This window comes from Marinifilum fragile JCM 15579 (assembly GCF_001310955.1).
GTDB classification, from domain to species: Bacteria; Bacteroidota; Bacteroidia; order Bacteroidales; family Marinifilaceae; genus Marinifilum; species Marinifilum fragile.
Genome location: NZ_BAZX01000042.1, coordinates 1 through 17,715, shown reverse-complemented (window position 1 = coordinate 17,715; position 17,715 = coordinate 1). Strand labels below are relative to the sequence as shown.

General features: G+C 32.9%; 14 protein-coding genes. 5 read left to right on the top strand and 9 right to left on the bottom strand.

All coding sequences use genetic code 11. From position 1 onward, the window contains the following. The first annotated feature begins 2 nt into the window (after window positions 1-2). Together JCM15579_RS18745 and JCM15579_RS18740 are read left to right on the top strand one after the other, a co-directional pair. Window positions 3-1,769, top strand: a complete 1,767-nt coding sequence (locus JCM15579_RS18745; protein ID WP_054722644.1) for a zincin-like metallopeptidase domain-containing protein — start codon at window positions 3-5, stop codon at window positions 1,767-1,769. Further along, entirely contained in the window at window positions 1,756-4,764 is a 3,009-nt protein-coding gene (locus JCM15579_RS18740; protein WP_054722642.1) for a hypothetical protein, read from the top strand. The genes JCM15579_RS18745 and JCM15579_RS18740 overlap by 14 nt, the downstream gene beginning before the upstream one ends. A 273-nt stretch (window positions 4,765-5,037) precedes the next feature. On the opposite strand, the gene JCM15579_RS18735 is transcribed toward JCM15579_RS18740, so the two are convergent. From JCM15579_RS18735 to JCM15579_RS18695, 9 genes are all read right to left on the bottom strand, one after another. After that, window positions 5,038-5,409 (bottom strand): hypothetical protein, encoded by a 372-nt coding sequence (locus JCM15579_RS18735; RefSeq protein WP_054722640.1) that lies wholly within the window; start codon window positions 5,407-5,409, stop codon window positions 5,038-5,040. 15 nt (window positions 5,410-5,424) lie between these two features. Next, complete coding sequence (locus JCM15579_RS18730) at window positions 5,425-5,979, bottom strand: hypothetical protein (RefSeq protein ID WP_054722638.1); 555 nt, start codon at window positions 5,977-5,979, stop codon at window positions 5,425-5,427. A 334-nt stretch (window positions 5,980-6,313) separates the two neighbouring features. Further along, window positions 6,314-8,575 carry a hypothetical protein gene (locus JCM15579_RS18725; RefSeq protein ID WP_054722636.1) on the bottom strand — a complete coding sequence of 754 codons (2,262 nt, stop codon included), beginning with the start codon at window positions 8,573-8,575 and terminating at the stop codon, window positions 6,314-6,316. 779 nt (window positions 8,576-9,354) lie between these two features. After that, window positions 9,355-9,963, bottom strand: a complete 609-nt coding sequence (locus JCM15579_RS18720; protein WP_054722634.1) for a recombinase family protein — start codon at window positions 9,961-9,963, stop codon at window positions 9,355-9,357. Between the two features lie 113 nt (window positions 9,964-10,076). Next, on the bottom strand, window positions 10,077-10,277 hold the full coding sequence (locus tag JCM15579_RS18715; protein ID WP_054722632.1) for a helix-turn-helix domain-containing protein: 201 nt from the start codon (window positions 10,275-10,277) through the stop codon (window positions 10,077-10,079). Between the two features lie 124 nt (window positions 10,278-10,401). Further along, window positions 10,402-10,605 (bottom strand): hypothetical protein, encoded by a 204-nt coding sequence (locus JCM15579_RS18710; protein WP_157471556.1) that lies wholly within the window; start codon window positions 10,603-10,605, stop codon window positions 10,402-10,404. After that, entirely contained in the window at window positions 10,586-12,031 is a 1,446-nt protein-coding gene (locus JCM15579_RS18705) for a hypothetical protein (protein WP_172677472.1), read from the bottom strand. Before JCM15579_RS18705 ends, JCM15579_RS18710 begins: the two co-directional genes overlap by 20 nt. Before the next feature lie 519 nt (window positions 12,032-12,550). Beyond that, on the bottom strand, window positions 12,551-12,697 hold the full coding sequence (locus JCM15579_RS20345) for a hypothetical protein (protein WP_157471555.1): 147 nt from the start codon (window positions 12,695-12,697) through the stop codon (window positions 12,551-12,553). A 2-nt stretch (window positions 12,698-12,699) separates the two neighbouring features. Then, window positions 12,700-12,903, bottom strand: a complete 204-nt coding sequence (locus JCM15579_RS18695; protein ID WP_054722624.1) for a hypothetical protein — start codon at window positions 12,901-12,903, stop codon at window positions 12,700-12,702. 77 nt (window positions 12,904-12,980) lie between these two features. Between JCM15579_RS18695 and JCM15579_RS18690 the strand changes: the two genes are divergently transcribed. The 3 genes from JCM15579_RS18690 (at window position 12,981) to JCM15579_RS18680 (ending at window position 17,378) form a co-directional block, all read left to right on the top strand. Next, window positions 12,981-13,673, top strand: a complete 693-nt coding sequence (locus JCM15579_RS18690) for a S24 family peptidase (RefSeq protein WP_054722622.1) — start codon at window positions 12,981-12,983, stop codon at window positions 13,671-13,673. A gap of 96 nt (window positions 13,674-13,769) precedes the next feature. Then, a complete protein-coding gene (locus JCM15579_RS18685; RefSeq protein WP_054722620.1) occupies window positions 13,770-15,923 on the top strand; it encodes an HsdM family class I SAM-dependent methyltransferase in 2,154 nt (717 codons plus the stop codon). After that, window positions 15,924-17,378 carry a restriction endonuclease subunit S domain-containing protein gene (locus JCM15579_RS18680; RefSeq protein WP_054722618.1) on the top strand — a complete coding sequence of 485 codons (1,455 nt, stop codon included), beginning with the start codon at window positions 15,924-15,926 and terminating at the stop codon, window positions 17,376-17,378. Window positions 17,379-17,715: the final 337 nt, after the last annotated feature.

Genomic DNA, 17,715 nt, shown 5'->3' with positions numbered 1-17,715 from the left:
AGATGTTAGGATATATTTTAAAAAGTACAAGCAAACAGGCTGTTAAAAAAAGGGTAAGCAGAATCAAACTCAGAACAAGTGAAATCCTGAAAGGCCTGTTTGATTCCAACCTGGATGGCTGGAAGGATGACAAGGAAAAATTTAAACTGGAGTTGATTAATGATATCAAAACATTCCTTTTTACCAAGTGGGAAAAGCCTTGGAAAGCTGGATTGGTTTTTAGTGAATCAGGAATTGTTTTAAGTGGATTTAGAAACGTTTCAGGGCGTTTATACAAGAACAGCACAAACATTCTGACCATGGAAAGAAATGCAGGGAAAAGCCCTTATTTCATTACTATGGCAGCCCTTAAAGACAAAGGCGGTAAACTCATCGACAAATCAAAAGTTATTTCGGTTTTATCCTACATTCCAATGTTTAAGGACAAGGAGGACAAAACACCTCGTAAACCTGATTGGATGTTGCCAAAATTGCATCGTGCCGTCAATATTGATTATTGTGAAGGGATTAAAAAGCCAGTTTTTAAACAGGTATTTTTCAAAGACAATGAGTTCAATCAATACGTTGAAAATTTCCTTAAAGAGCTGGTAAAAAGAAAACGTGTTCCCAAAATTAATACTGACCAGGCAGACAGGTGCTATTATACACACAGCGCACTCAATTTTAATCATGAGTCAATCCACATGGTAAATATCAAGCAGTTCAAGAAAGTTGCTGAATATTACTCTACCCTCTTTCATGAGATTACCCACAGTACCATGAATCCAAAACGTTTGGGAAGAGGGAAACTTGGTATTTCTGCAACTCTGGATTATCCAAATGAGGAATTGGTTGCTGAAATGGGTGCTATGATTATTTGTACGGAACTGGGATTGAAATACAATCGCCAAAATGGAATTACCTATTTAAAAGGCTGGTTGAGCAGAGCCAAAGGTGATGTAGATAAAAACCTGGTGGAAGCTTACGGCTATGCTTGTGATGCTGCTGATTATCTTTTGGAAGGAATTGACCTTTCCAAGCTGGTTCCAAAATCAATGAGCAATAGAGCTAAGGAAGAAAAGGGTAAAAAAAAAGTAAAACCAGAAAAGCCTAAAACTATAAGCAAGAAAAAGCAGGAAGCCAAACAACTCACTTTATTGGGACATACCAATGAAAAGATGATTACCAACCTGGCCAACTGGAAACCGAATTCCAACATCACAGCTTTAAAAGGACAGCTAGGTAAATTCATTGGCGGTTATGAAAAAGATCGTTTTGCCATCGTTTTAAGGGGTGAAAAAGGTGCTGGTAAAACTCGTTTGCTTTGCCAGTTGATTGATCTGTTTGCCGAGCAAAATTTGAAGTCTTTATTTCTTTCCCTGGAAGTGTCACCACAATCTGAACTGTTTGGAAATTACATTTCATACATCGGAAAGCAGAACCTTAAAAATGTGAGTGTAAGTGGTCAGTGTAACATGAAGCAACTGGAAGCTTACTGCAAAAACTTTGATGTGATTGCAATTGACAGTTGGGGAAAACTGCAAGATCTACTCTCCCAGGAGGATTTTGGAAAGTTAATTGAAAAGTATCCTAATGTAATTTGGTTGGTGATCTTTCAAAGTACTACAGCAGGAACCGCAAGAGGTGGTGTTATGTCAGAATACGATAGTTCAATTGTAATCCAGGTTGCCAAAGGGGGTAATGCCCAGTGTGAAAAGAACAGATACAATTCATGTGATCAGACCTACAATGTCTTCACAAAAAAAATATTGAGTAATGAGAATAAGTAAGCCAAATACTGGAGCTAAAATTGATAACCGCACCATTGCTAAAAACAGCAAGGGAAGCATTGTAAACCTGGAAGATTTCAAACTCGATAAGGCCATCAAGTTCTATGAGCGTTTTTCTTTTCATTTCTCCAAGTATCCTGGAGGAAAAGCTCATCTTACCTGGGGCGTTAATGCCAGTGATTATTTGAAAAGATACAGCAACGGCATAAGTGGAAAGTACCGATTGACAAGTAAACTCTTTACAAATGAAGAGCTGAATTCTTTCATCAATGAGCATGGTCAAGGTTGTTTTTTAACCTGGTATTTGGAAGTGACAAGCACATATACTACTTATCCTGTTTTTGTTGTTGAAAAGGAATTCAATTGTGATCTACCAAGAACATTGGAAGGAGAATCAGGAAAGTTCTTACCGCTTGCTTCAGCTCGTTTGTTTATGAATGAGAACAATGAATTGGATGAGTACAATACACAAGTATTCAGATTCTATGAGAACTCAATTCCCAATGAAGTTTTTGTACGTCCCTACTATTGGGAGTACAAGAACTATCAAGAAATGATCTTTCATTATACCAATGTTCCATCGGGTCAAATCGCAAGGGTTTTAGACAATAGCGATGCCCCCGATCCTTCTGAAGGGTGGGCAACCTATCAACAAGACTACAACAATCTTGTCAACAAAGGATTTAAATTGGTCTCAAGGCAGCACAATGGATACAAGCCTGATCAACTTAGCATTGGTTTAAATGCTGAAAGTAAACTGACTCATTTTAGTGAAATGAATCCTTTTCCTTCAAACTGGAAACTTACTGAGGATTTTGATTTCGCTTTTGATAATTCATCCATTAGTGGAAAACCTACTTTATGGATTAAAATAAACGACTTAAACCGAAGGAATTATTCCAAAGATTTCATTCACATTCTTACTCCTAAGGTTAAGTTTTTCAAAATAGGTGAAGGATATGCTCAACATGAAGCTGTAACGGAAGATACAGATTGCTATTGGACACTTTACACTGCAATTACTGACGAATATACCAGTGCTTCTGGTCTTGTTTGTGTGGCCAGACCTGATGCAACAGGTTTTCAGGAAATCACAAAGGAAACCAGGCACAATGGTATTTTATATCCAATTGCACAGGTAAAGGCTACATTAAAAGCAGATACCAATACTTTTGATGTTGATAGCTGCCTGGTGATTAAGCATTGGAAAAATGTACTAAAACAAGACAATTACCTGGATAATGAAACCATTCGAGTTACTGCCGACAATCATTTGTTTGTGCCTGAACACCACAATCCTCTAAAAAATGGATACTTGCTGGAAGACTTTGACTTTGAAATAGAAAAAGTTGAAGGTGCAAACAGCATTCAATTAAAGCTTATAGGTGGTGAGAGCAGAAGGAACATACCTGTGCAAACTAGTGCTGGAATTCGATGGTTTGGAATTGGAACCCCAACCTTTAACCTGGATACTGCCAGCAATAAAATAGCTGGAACTCATTATCACTGGGATATTGCTTTCAAGCTTTTGGATGATGAAAATGGCACCTTTAATGGTTGGGTTACTTATTATGGTGGTGCCTCCAGCACTTTTGATGTAAAAAGGCCTTACGATCCTGCAACTTCATCCAACATTATTCTGCTAAGTGTGACTTGTCCTGTACCCAGAGCTGGAAAAGATCTGCAACAAGAAGACTTCAAATTGTACAAATTTTGGAAGAATTGCCTGGCTCCAGCTGAGAAAAGACTAAACTTAAACGGTACTCCTACTGATGGGTTAACGGTTGAGCCTGTCTATGATGATAAACTAAGGGTATTAACAGCTTATGAAAATAGCCGCTATGTTAAGATCATGGAGGATTTTAACATGAAAGCCGATTATTCATCTGTGGTCAAACAGATCAAAGTTTATTTAGACCCTTATCCCGAAATGAAAAATATCCCAGCCAAGAGGTATAGTGGAGACAGAACATTTGGGGTGAAAAATGTTAACATTTCAATTGGAGTATGGGCAAACCTAATACAAGGAAAAACCATGTATGTTGCAGTATATTCCCCATTGGTTACTGATGGAAGCAACGGAATGACCTACAAAGTGGGCTTGGGTAAAATGCCAGATTTAAGTAGTATTGACTGGCTCGAAAATGTACTCTTGGGCTTTGTCAAATTGCCAATTCCAGATGATATTGCAAATGCTGATCAGTCTAAGCTTGTCTTTCACAAGATTTACAAAAAAGCTCTTGCCCCCATTCAAGAGATCAACGACTTCGGAACTGAAGTAGCAGTTGATTATGGAGACATGAATGCCAAAAGACCTGCTTTGTCTAATGGCCAGCTGGTAAAATGTACTGATGCAAGTGCAGACAGTCAAGTTTCCAGTGGTTGGGCTTACTATCGTTACAGAAAGGAAAGTAATGATTTTGAATTGGTCAGCAAGGAAAAACAGGATGCTCAGCCAGTCAATGTGGAGGTAGATCAATACACAGTTGAAAAGAATTTCACTGGAGAAATTGCGGTTCCTGCTTTACAAATTGGGCATCATGCTAATACTTTCTTGTTGAAAGATTTTGACTTTAATGTAAGCTTCTCTGGAAGTGATACCATTGAATTAACACCAAGAGGAGGAAATCAGGCTTTGCCTATCCTTGTTAATGGAGTTCGTAAATATATGAGAGTTGCTTATTGGACTCTTAAGAAAAGCTCCTTTGGTAGCGATATGGCTGGCAAGTGGGTTTATTGGATGGTGCAAGCTGCAATCACTGATACAGAAACCACAAGTGGCGGAATGCAGACTCATGCACAAGCTGATGGTTCATTTCAACAGTTCAATGCAGAGGATATGATTTCACATATTCCTGTTCTTACGGTTCGGGCTTATATTCCTGATACCAGTAAGGGCGAAAGCTGGGATTTGTCAAAAGTATACATGTATAAACATTGGAAACAAATGCTTGCTCCTTTTGATGAGTTGTGGGGTGAGAAGATTACACCTTAATAAATAAAAAGAGAGCTAGAAAGCTCTCTTTTCTTTCCAGAGCATAGCAATTTGTTTTTTACTACAAGTTACAACTCAAACAGTGTAAACTATGTGTCTTTAACTTTGTAAACGATATCCCTTTATCATATTCAATTAAGCACAACAGTGGCGGTATGCTTAGTAAGGATTGAGGGCATTTTACCTATCAAGTTACACGAAAGTTGAAACGGGCTACATTCCCTGAATTTATAACTATTTCGGCTATTATTTTTATACATTATTGGCGTTTCGTTATTTTAATACCTTAGCAATTGCTACTATTAGAAAGATAAATGCTAACAAAACAAAGACTTGTTTCAAGTAAAAGAATAAATATCCAAGGTGATATAAAACTATACAACCTTTACGAGTTGGTTTAAGTTTCTTCTTACTTTTATAAACCTCATTAAGAAAACCAGCTAATGCATTAAAATAGTCAAATAGAAAACCAGTAATACTCAGGATTAATGAAAAAACAATCAGAAATCGTATAGAGTCAATATAGTCCTTAAAATATTCTATTTTAGCTGTTAAAATTCCAAAATCCGCCGCAATAACACTGTATGAAATATATCTTACAGTTTCTCCAATACGTTTAGAGTGCTCGTCAAATCGATTTGTCATATAATATTTTTCTCCTTAGAATTTATCAGAACTGTCTTTACCTTTCGTACTAGTTGAATCAATCAGATTAAAACCTAAATGTTTGTTGTGATACAATTCTTTTTCTAATTCATTAGGCTTAAATCTCGCCATACCAGATAGCTCAATTTGATTAGACTTTTTTAAACTCTCAGATACAAATGGCATCTCAACTTTCAATTTATTTTCAGCTTCCGAAAAAGATATCTTTGAATTTCTCGACATTGCATTTACCATATCTTTTCTTTCAAACTTTATTGTAAAAGGTATAGGTAAACCGTCTTGATTATCGCCTTTTGAAGTAAGATATGAAATTAAAGATGGTCTTTTGGGTTTATTGCGTTTTGTAGTTTTCAATTCGAAATTCTTATCATTTATTCTAATAGAATCTGAATCTATCACTAATTCATTATTAATATTAATACTTTCCTTTTGTTTTATACATGAATTAATTGAACTAATAAATAAATCGACTATTTCAGAGACTTCATCAATTGTTAATGATGATTTACTTTCTGTAATTATTTTCTTTATAATATCTAATCTATCCATGATATAAAATTATTAGATTTTAATAAAGTTCGATTTTTTTATAGTTAAGAATCAGCACATTGCATTTAAGGAGCAATTTTTGATCGCTACATTTTTTAATGAACGCCAACGGTGGCAGTATGGTTAGTAAGGGATTGCGCGTAGTTTCCTTTCAAGTAACAACTTGTTTATAAGCGAGCTACTACGTCTTGTAAACCACTGAACCTCTTATTAACTATACCGCGTGTTATAGGTTGGATTTTTATTAAATTTAATATACTTACTCTTCTTACTAAACATGTTTTTATACATGCATTTAAAAAAAATAAGTTCACACTATGTTATTGTGATTCATCTATATTGGAATATTCAATAATTGACTAATCGCTTTTACAACAGTGGAAACTGTACCAATATCTTTTACAAGCTTCATTATCTGACTCCAGGCTTTACTTAACTTTGAATTATTCTGTTCCGTTTGAGATTTTTGCATTTCACGTACCAATGTTTCCAAGGTATTAATTGCTTCATCTTTCTTAATTTCCTCTAATTCTGATTCTTCTATATAACTCTCTAATTCAATAATTCTCTCCTTTAGTTCTAGACTATTGTCATGTTGTAATTCTTTTGAATTGACAAGACTATGAAAATCATCCATTCGATTATAATCACCAACTTGCATTTTGCCTATATCCGCTCCTCTATTATCAATGTTAAATACTTTTTTTTCATTATCATTTTTATCCATAAATGTTACTCCTTTTATATTATGTGATATAAAATTATTATCACCGATTTGTATACAATCTATTATAGCTTGCTGAAGATTAACAACATATTCAATATTATATTGATTCTGGTTGATTTTAACTTTGTTTTTTAGATACTTATCTAGTATCTCTTTAAAATCAACGAGCATTTTTTGGACTCCAGTTACTTGTGCAAGTTCGTGATACCATTTCCTAAAATGCGGTGGAAGATGAGTATGTAAATATGTAAGTCCAGTTAAAAACGAAAGTGTCTTTTTTTGTAAAACTTCATTATCACCTTTATTATGTTCCAGATCTGACGAGCTATTAGAATTTTGCTTAAGATTACTCTTCAATATATCAATATAGTAAGGGACAATCAATCTTTGAGCACTAACAATTTCATGTACTGCTTGTAGTTGCCATTGAAAAAGTAAAGGTAATTGTTTTCGGGTTGACCAGTTATTATCAATTATTAGCAAACTTTTTGATTTTGGAATAATAGTATCACCAATATATCTCCCAAAAACACTTTTATACTCTTTTAATTCGACATTAAATTTCTTCCAATTTTGATTTTTTGATAGTATTCCTGCAATTTCATTTTGATTTAATATTATAGGAAACTGCTGTCTAATTTCTCTCATAACACTATCCTTAAGCTTCTTATGTATGTAAGAAAGAAAAAAATCACACCGATACTCTTTACGGCTTTTTAAAAATATACCGATTGATAAATATTGCAAATACATTTCTTCAAGGTTACCGACAAAATAATCAGAATAATCAAGTGAACGTCGCATGTCATGAAAAGCCATGCTAAACGCCCATTCATAATCTTTTAAAGGATTAGATTCTGTTTTAAATCTTGAATAACCTGGAGTTATACCTAAGTGTTGATAATCTTGAATAGTTAGTTCTTTTTCGTGTGATTTAATAAATAAACTAACATAAGATGGCCAATTTGTTTTTATCAAATCAAGGTATTTCCAATTGTCTTTTACTTTTAGCGTTTCAACATTGGAAAAATTTAATAATTTTTCATCTATTCTACTGATTGGTTTTATTCGAATTGAATCATAAATAGGAGACTTAAGGATATTCAAGTTACTGGCAACAACCGAACAATATATATTATGCCAAAGATATTGAAATAACTGGGTTAAGTTGCCTTTAAACAAATCTCTAATTTGAAAAAAAACTTGATTGTCAGGTTTATTTTTTATGTTCTTTATTTGTCGAATCCAATCAATTAACTCATCAGTGTTTAATCCTGTTGACGTTATAGATATGGCTAAATTTATAACAAATAGGCCATAAGGATAAAAATGAATTTTAATTCTGTTATTTTGTGATGCAAATATCAATTTGCTATTGTCTATCTTTCCATTACTTCTATTAGAACGTCTATCTTTTAAAAATTGACTTATATTTGGGGTAGCCTGAATTTTTTTATTATATTCTATCAGAAAAGGTAAATGAGGAATAGAATTAAAGTGCTTACTTGATTTAAAAGTGAAATTCCCATAAACATATTCCTCCCTGTATCCATTATCTAAATCATCAATATCTGAATCCCATGGGCCAATTAATAATCTGCTAGTATTATTCTTTTTATGATTGTATGTAAGCTCTCCAATGTTGGGAATGAATATATTTTTATCCCAGAAAGGAGTTTTGCTTCGTGATAAATATTGCCCTAATCCTTTTTCGTTTTTGCTAATCTCATTCAGGAATTTATCAATGTATGATTGAAAAGGTTCAGTAAAGCTAAATCCATTTTCTTGAATTTGTGGAATAAAAAAAGATTGACTGAATATTAGGTATATATCTCTCGGTTGAAAATAATTATCCTTAATTTTAGTCATTGCCTTCTGAATTAACTATAAATCATTAAAAGAAGCAGGGTGAACTTGATAGATGAACTATCAAGACGAAGGCGGTGTGACACCTCAATACCCTTGCCGCACCCTACTTCTATATTTTAATATTTATAAAACTTATTCTAAGTTATTAAATATCTTTTAGTAATAATTCAAAACCATCTACAAAAAATAACTCCAAGTTTAAATTATTGTCGTTTATTTTAAAATAGTATTAGTTTATAATAAAAAGGGCATTCTTGAATCTTGCCGATAACTTGTAAGTAAACGTAACTGGTTACGTTTACTTTTCTTATATCCATTAATTTTATACGTTTACACATCCAATTTAGGTATGTAAACGCATAAGCTCATGATGTAGTTAAATCCACCTCATGTAAACAATCAATTTATTGCTAATATCCAGTATTTTATTATTTACTGCTTACCTTTCAACAACCAAATGCTATTAATACAACAATATCCAATTCGGAGTTGCATATTTTTATTTTATTTAAATTACACTATTTATCTTAAACTTTTTTGATAAAAATTATTATCAGAATAATAATTTTTAGCGATGAATAATTGGAAATCGGCTTGCTTGCACAGATTGGTACTTTTTTGATATTTTGACAATTCATTCTATTTATAACTCCTCTAAATTAGATTTGACATTTTTTTAACTATAATTAAACTAAAATATTAAGATAGCCCTTACATAGTATTACAAAATGATTATACGAAATATAAAAGCTTATTTTCTCGATAGTTAAACATAAATATTACTCAAAATATTCCTTCCTAATTCTTTTAACTGTACTCCTACTCACACCAGTAGCCGCCACAGTTTTATCAATACTCATATTAGCCTCCAGACAAGCTGCAACATTGGGATACTTCTCAACCAATGAAGAACTATCCTTATTTTTTGAACCTTTAGGTCGTCCCTTATAAGCCCCTCTCTGTTTTGCCTGGGCAATTCCTTCCTTTTGTCGTTCCTTGGTTCGTTCAATTTCAATTTGTGCCAAGGTTGACATGATGTTCGAAATCAATTCAAATGTTGGATTTGCTTTTCCATCAACGAAACTTTTCAATCCATACCGATGGACTGTAACACAAATTTTGTGATCTTTCATCAGCTGAAGAGTTGCCATAATATCAAGAGTATTTCTTCCCAGGCGGTCAACATCCAAAACAATCAATTCAGAAATCGATTTTTCATTCACCGATTGAATGATCTTTTTTCCTTCTGGTCTTTCTGCAAAAGGAATCTTTCCTGAAATTTTATCAATGAGCATTTCGCCTGGATAATCTTTTAAAGCTTCAACTTGTCGGGCTTCGTTTTGTTCAGAGGTAGAAATTCGAGCGTATTTAAAAATTTTCTTTTCCATGTTGAAAAATTCTTCTTTTCGGGTTCATTTTTAGAGTGGGTTCAGAATAATAGATTTTGAAGGGGAAATCATTAAAATTCCCCTCTCTTTTTGGGTTCGGTTTGAAGTACACCCTATTTTGAACCCGATTCCCATTTTTTTAATCCTGATATTTGTTCGTGAATGTATTTTATTTCATTTTCGAAAAGCAGTGAATGTCCTGCAATCTGCTTTCTAAATTCTGGATCGAGTAATTTCATTCTTCTATAAAGTGTCGCATAGGAAATATCCAGTTCCGCTGCGAGTTCTTTTCTATTCATTGTTCTGTACTCCATGGTCAAGTTGATTTTGGGGGTTCTTTACAAATTGGGCAGTGATTGTCCATTCTTAAATCATAGGTCGTATTACATATTGGGCATTTTTCCCAAACTTCATGATTCGATATACTAAGCTCTACTTTCATTCTTCTAGTTCTATAAATTTATCATTAAGGGTATTCCCCGATTTTATCTTTTGTTCCTTCCACAGTTCCCTAAGAGCCTGGTCTCTCTGTTCAGCCAATTCACTTTTCAGCTCCAGGTAGGTTACATGGTCTGGACTTTTGTTTGCAACTCTTTTCCTTTCAATGATCCGTTTCAGTGTTTCAAGTACAATCTGTTTCATATTCATGTTGGTTGGTTAATGATTCTGTTTTCTTTTCAAATTCTTTGAGGAAGAATCGAGCTGCAACTCCATGGAAATATCTTTTCTTTCCTCCTATGTCGACTATAATCGAAGTCTTTCGACCTGGGACTCCTTTTCTCTTTTTTCTATTTGGGTTTGTGGTTCTAACCAGATTGAATTCGGTTCCCAAATCTTTAATCAGGTTTAGGATCTCTTTTTGCTTTGCTGTTTGCTTAACTTTTTTCTTTTCTGATACTTTCAGGTTGTAAGCCTTATCTCTGCACTTTCTTTGATCATTGCAATACTTTGAACCTTTTTTCTGATGAGTAATATCCTTCCCACAGGTCAAACAATATCTTTTCTCTTTTTTCACCTCCCTCTGGTCGGTGGAATCCGCACATACAATACGTTGTGTAACCGTTCCCTTTTTTTGTGCGTTATTGGTTTGATTCCAGTTTTTCAGGCTTTCAAAAGTGGTGTATTCGTAACCTTTTTTACTGCGTAAAAAGCATGTAATCTCCAATGAAATCAAGTCTTTCAAGATGTTTTTAATGTTCCGTTTTGCATACTGGTTAATTAGCTTTTCAAGAAGTAACTTATTACGATGTCTTTCTCTTCGGCTACGTTCATCTTTAATCCACCAATCAGGATTCCTTAAGTCTTTAAACTTGCTTTTATATTTGGCTGGAAGACGGCGTGTAGTTTTAATCTGATCCCATTCAAAGAATATGGTTTCATCAATGGCCTTTAGGAACTTGTCGGAAATTAATCGACTTAGTTTTGTTTCATCCAGTAAATCAGCCAAAGTGTAAATGCCATAATTTTCAACGGCTCTCATTCGAGTGAACTTTGTTTCAACTCTTAACAATTCTGATTGAACTTTGGATTGTTCCCCCTTATCGTAGAACTTGTATGTTGCATTGGTAGTTTTGTATGCATAGCCATAACCTGTTTTTCCGTTCAACTCCATTTCAGAACGTTCAGCACCACGACAATACAAAACACTTTCCAGGAATGTTTTTGTTTCAATCTTTGAAACTGAAGTATCCAGGTTCAAACCAATCTCGAAACTCTTTAGCCTGGCATTTTCAGGATTAACTCCAAATATCGAAAGCTGGCCAACAGCTTCTATAAAATCTTCGTAAGTAAATCGGTTGATATTGTGGTCTCCATCATTAAAGAACTTATGAATGGAACCTTTGATTTTGGCTTTTCCTTTTGGTTCTATGATAAAGTCAAGTCCTTTGTGGTGAGCTTTTCTACTTCCCAATTCCATTCCTGAACCTACAACGGTCAACACAGAAAATTCAAGCTCTGGTAATCTTTCCCAAAGGTGAAAATCAAAGTCAATAAGTTCTATGCTAATGCCGTCAATCAATGGAGGAAGAGGTCTTAAAAGTAGTGAGTTAATTATCGGAAAAACCATGTGCATGCGTACCCTGTTTACATGCGTTTTCGTTTGCCCAGGTGAGCAATTTTCGAAAAAAACAGGCTTGAGAAAACCTGTGTATTCGTACCCTTTTTTAAGTGCGTACTTTATTCTGAATCTATAGTATTCATAAGGAATTCAGTAAAGCAAAAAGGAAATTACTAACTCCTTTTTGCTTTGAATGTTTCTTGTATTGATTCGCAAGTATTACAAATAAGAGCACTGCTTCTAAAGATGTGAAGCATGAGAGAAACATGTCTTGTTGTAATTTCATCCTTAAATTGAAAAATTCTGGGCACTCCTTTCTCACACTTTATAATTTGATTTCGGTTCGTATCTATAATGGCATGGATATTCTCATTAATCTCAGATACCCAAACACCTTGTCTTGCTGTAGTTCTCATATTTAGGCACTTTTAAGATTTAATTTAACTCGTTGATACTCTTCCATGAAATTATCAATGTCCGTTCTCTTATAAACAATGTTCTTTCCTGTTTTATAAGATTTCAAAAAGATCATTTTATTGCTTTGGGAGTGAATTCTAACACCTTCTCTCCAGCTTTGAAAAGTATCTTTAGAGCCAAAACCCAAATAGCAATTGCCTCTTGCAGGTTAAGCCACTTCTTTTGATTTAAATCACAAACTATTTCTGGTTTCTTCATTTTTATTCCTCTCTTTTAACTTCTATTCCATTATCAAGTGTAGTGGTTGCAAAAATTTTCCCCGACTTCTTTTTAAGTCTGTATGCTACTTGTCGAATATTAAAAATCTCTTTTGTTCCAACTGTAAACTGGTGTAGATCTCCAATCGAAAATTGGTCAAGTGTGGCCACCCAATCAACTTTTGTTCGAATTATTTCCTTTTCCATCCTGTATTTCGAATTTTGTTGTTACATTTGTTATAATCTCTCGCACAAATATACGTACGTTTGTTCGATTAAAACAAATGAAAATCGAAACATTTTTCGATTTAAAATATAACCTTTTCGATATGAGCAATATATCCGAACGAATAAAAGAACTTGTCTCGTACTTCTGTGATGGTAACAATTCGAAGTTTGCAGTTAAAGTTGGAACAAGTGAAGCCAATATCAGAAATTACATTGCTGGCCGACAACCTAAATTCGAAGTTTTGTCTTCAATTGCAAATCACTTCGAAATAAATTACGAATGGTTACTGACAGGTAAAGGCGATATGCTTCAAGCTGATTCTGATGAAATTGAACCTTACGAAACACATGCTCTTACGATTCCTTTGTATAACTCAGAGGCTTCAGCTGGAATTGGTCAATTGCAATTAAGTAATGAATATGTGATTGACAGTCTATCGGTACCTTTTGCTCGTGAAGATGATATTGCATTGACAATCGTTGGTGACTCTATGACGCCAGCAATGCAAAGTGGAGATATTGCAGTTGTTCGAAATATGCCTAACTGGAGAGATTACCTGGACTATGGAAACATCTTTGTTGTAGTTACGGAAAATGAAGTGTACTGCAAGGTTATTGCTAAAAATGAAGACAAAGATATTTTTACTTTGAAAAGCTATAATGCTAATTATAGCGAATTTGAAATACCTAAGAAATTTATAAGGCAAGTTTATAAAGTGATTGGGATTGTTTCACAGAGGAGTTATTAATGTTGTCAAAACTCATTATTTTACAACTCCAAATTAGATCAGAAATAGTTGTATATCACACATGACCACTAAACATGTAGAAGTATAAATAAGAATATGAAAAAAACGCTAAACAATTACATAAAGGAATTTGACGTTAAGTATAAAGAGTTAAAATATATAGATAAAGCATTTCACAAAAAGGAACTTGGAGTAATGTCATTTGCGTCAAAATCTAGTACGCATGATTCAAAAGGCAAATTAAGTGAGGAATATATAAGAACTCGATTTGTTTATGCTCTTGTAAACAGTGGATATTTCCCTAAAGAAGTTTTATGTATCGAGTTTAATATTCCTAAAGGAAATAATGGAAAAGCTTTGAAACCTGATATCGTTGCATTCAAAACTAAAGATTGGATCAATATCTACAAGAATGCTAAATCAGATAAAAACTATAAAGAGTTACGACAAAACTATTTGGTGATTTTTGAAACGAAGAAAAATAATAAAACACTAGAAAGTGCAATAGAAAATCAATTGAGACCTGCACTTGCAGAAAATGAATCAAAGGAGAGGGTTTTTGGTGTTTATTTTGATGATAAACCTGAATTACTGATATTCAAAAAAATTGGTAATTCTCCCATTAGAAGATATGATGAAAGTATTGAATTATCAGGATCTGGCATAGTCAACCTTAATTATGACAAAAGAGATAACCTACTTGATTTTCCTTCTTTTAAGAATTTTGAGGATAACAATAAAAGTATTTCTGATGTAACAAAACTTACTACATCAGCATTAGATGCGATTGATGAAGTAGCATTTGAAGAATTCTTAGCTGAATTAAAACGAATAGCTGACCGAGAAAAACCCAAGCATGCTGAGCGTGATCTAATTGTGGAATTTTTAACTCTAAAAGTATTTGATGAAAAGAGAAGCAAAAGAAATAAAACTACTCTAAAATTCTACATTGAGCCTTCAGAAAAAAAGTCAGATGGTTTAGGAGACAAGACATTTAGAGAAAGAATTAACAACTTGTATAAAGATGCAAAACGGGAATATGTAAATGTTTTATCTAAGCCATATTTTTCATACAGCTCAAGTTTTAAACCATCAAATGCAAATGAAGAACGATTTTTAATTGCATTAGTTGAATCTCTTCAAAAGAGAGCAATCTTGAAAGCAAAAAATGAGAGTTTCAATCAGATAATATTTAATAATTTCGGAGATGAAAAACAAAAAGCTGATAAGGGTCAGTTCTTTACTCCAATACCTGTGGTTAAATCTATAATACAAATGCTCAATCCAACAAAGGGAGAAGAATTGTGTGATCCATGTTGTGGTATTTGTGACTTTCCTGCAATGGCTTTTAGACATGCACATAGAAAGGATGAAGAATATCCACCCAATGCAAATAATTACTATGGTTTCGATATTGAGAATAATAATCTGAAGCTAGCTGAGTTAAACCTAGTTTTAAATGGCGATGGAGGAGCGGTTCTTAAAAATATGAACTCTATTTCACAAAAAATGCTCGTTGATGGAGCTGTGATGAAGATGGGAAAATTCAATACCAAATCATATGATCCTATTACTTGGGAGCACCTTGATGATACCGATAAAGATTTAAAAAAATTCAAAATTATTGCAACAAATCCGCCATTTGGGAAAGGACGTGATTTAAAAACAGGAGCTAATGGTAAGTGGGATATTCCAAAAGAAACTGTTAATTTATATGAAACTTACAAGGTTAAACCTACACCAACATCTACAGGAAAAATAACACTTCCTAAATCAATGGATATGGGGGTTATCTTTCTTGAAAATGCATATAAGTTACTTGAAGAGGGTGGAAGAATGGGAATTGTTCTATCCAACTCAATTGCCTCCATTAAAGAATGGGAAAATGTTAGAGCTTGGTTAATTGATCGAATGAGGATTGTAGGTCTTTTTGATTTACCAGCAAATACTTTTGGAGAAACAGGAGTCGCGACCACAGTAATTATTGCTTACAAACCCAAAGAAGATGAAAAACATCTTTTAGATAATGACTATGAGGTTTTTATTAAAGAAATAGAAAATATAGGATATGAGGTTAAAACTATTAAACGAACAATTACGTTTAAGCCTCAATTTATTATCAATGAAGATACATTTGAGCACACCAGTGTGTTAGATGAGGAATTTTCTGTTATGCAAGAAGAGTTTGAGGAATTTTTGAAAAGACAAGAAATAGAAATTAAGACAGCATTTAATTTAACATCAATTTAAATGAGCACTTTTTTGATAAAGCCCCAAAGTATAAATAAATCAGATATACTTGGAAAGGTACATTCTTTACATCCATCAGAATATAAAAAAATTAGCATTAAAAATCCCAATTTAAAAAGCATTGGTAAGCTTGTAGAGTTTGAAGGTGTTGGAGAGCAAATTGATGTTGATGAATATTTAAAATTCAATTCTAACTATAAACTAGTCACAATATCAAATATGCAAAAATGTATAATTGATATTAATAAAGGTGAAAATATAGCTCCAAAAACATATAATTTATCTTCAAAGAAGTTAAAAAAGGGAGATATTCTAATTAGTAGGAATGCATCACTTGGGAAAATAACATATGTTAATAAGAATTTTAAAGGAATTTTGAATGGCGGGATTTCAGTATTGCGAATTGAAGATTGTTATAAATTCTTTGTTTTTGCATTTTTCATGGTGGATTATGGAGTGGATTATTTAACTGTATTAACATCTGGTGGTGGTACTCAGCAAAATGCGAAAAGACAAAATTTACTTGATGTAAAAGTACCATTCCCAACCCTGTGTAATCACAAGAATCCTGAATTAGTAACAAAATATGTATCATTATTGGTTCAAAATATTATAGATAAAGAGGAGCAAATTGAAATTAAAAGTAAGTCGATTGATAAAATTTTTCTTGATGAATTAACTAATGAAAAAAATTCGTCTCCTGTATATAAACACCCCACAATATCGAAATTAAAATCTGGTAATAGATTAGATACTATAATATACAGTAAAAGATATTTTAGATATGATTCGTTAATAAAATCATACAAAAACGGATATTTCTTTTTAGAACTATCTGACATTGTGCCAGGGAAGACACCTAAAGATTATTATTACTCTAATTATAAAAAGTCCGAGAAATTTTACGAATGGGTCACTCCTAAAAATATTGATGGTAGGCGATTAGATTTTAAAACTTACATTCATACAAAAGCTAATACAAAAATTAAGAAGAATTCAATTGTTTTAAATGCAATAAGATATGTTGGGAATGGCATATATATAGATTCAGATGATCAGATTTATTCAAATCAAAATACTTTAATCTTGAATAAATTTTCAATTAAGGAAGAGCAAATTTATTTATATTCATTCTTAACTTCAGAAATAGGTAAATATATGCAATTGGCTCAGAGGAATTTTGGAATAGTTCCTATTCTTTATAAAGAAAACCTGAGTAAAATTCCAATACCTAAACTTAAGGCATGCAAGAAAGGGGATATTGTTAATCTATATTATAATAAAATTGAACCGCAAAAAAAAGCAACACTTGATAATTACCTAGAACAAGAAATAAAGAGAAACAAATTACTAGGTATACATCAATTGAATAATGAGATTTTTGAATTAAAGGATAAGATTAAAAATATAATTAATAAAATCATAAAAGAGGATGAAATAGAAATACAACTTTAGTATATCTTACTCAATGTACTGATTATTCTATTTAGTGATATATGGGATTTATACAATTTCATCTCAACCTTATGAATTTAAAATTAAAATAGCCACAGCAAACTATTCTACGATACAATTACACTCAACACTTACAAAACTGAAAAGTGAGTATTTAAGGGTAATCCAATAATTTAATGCAATTAATTATTTGAGTGGTTATTTTATCAATGAGTAAGGTGGAAAATTAGTACTTCGAGTAAAAATAATAAATGAAAACTTGCAAAAAGCTTGCAAACTCCATAACGCCCCCATCCATAACAATTGATTTACTGACACTTTATCTATAAACGATTGC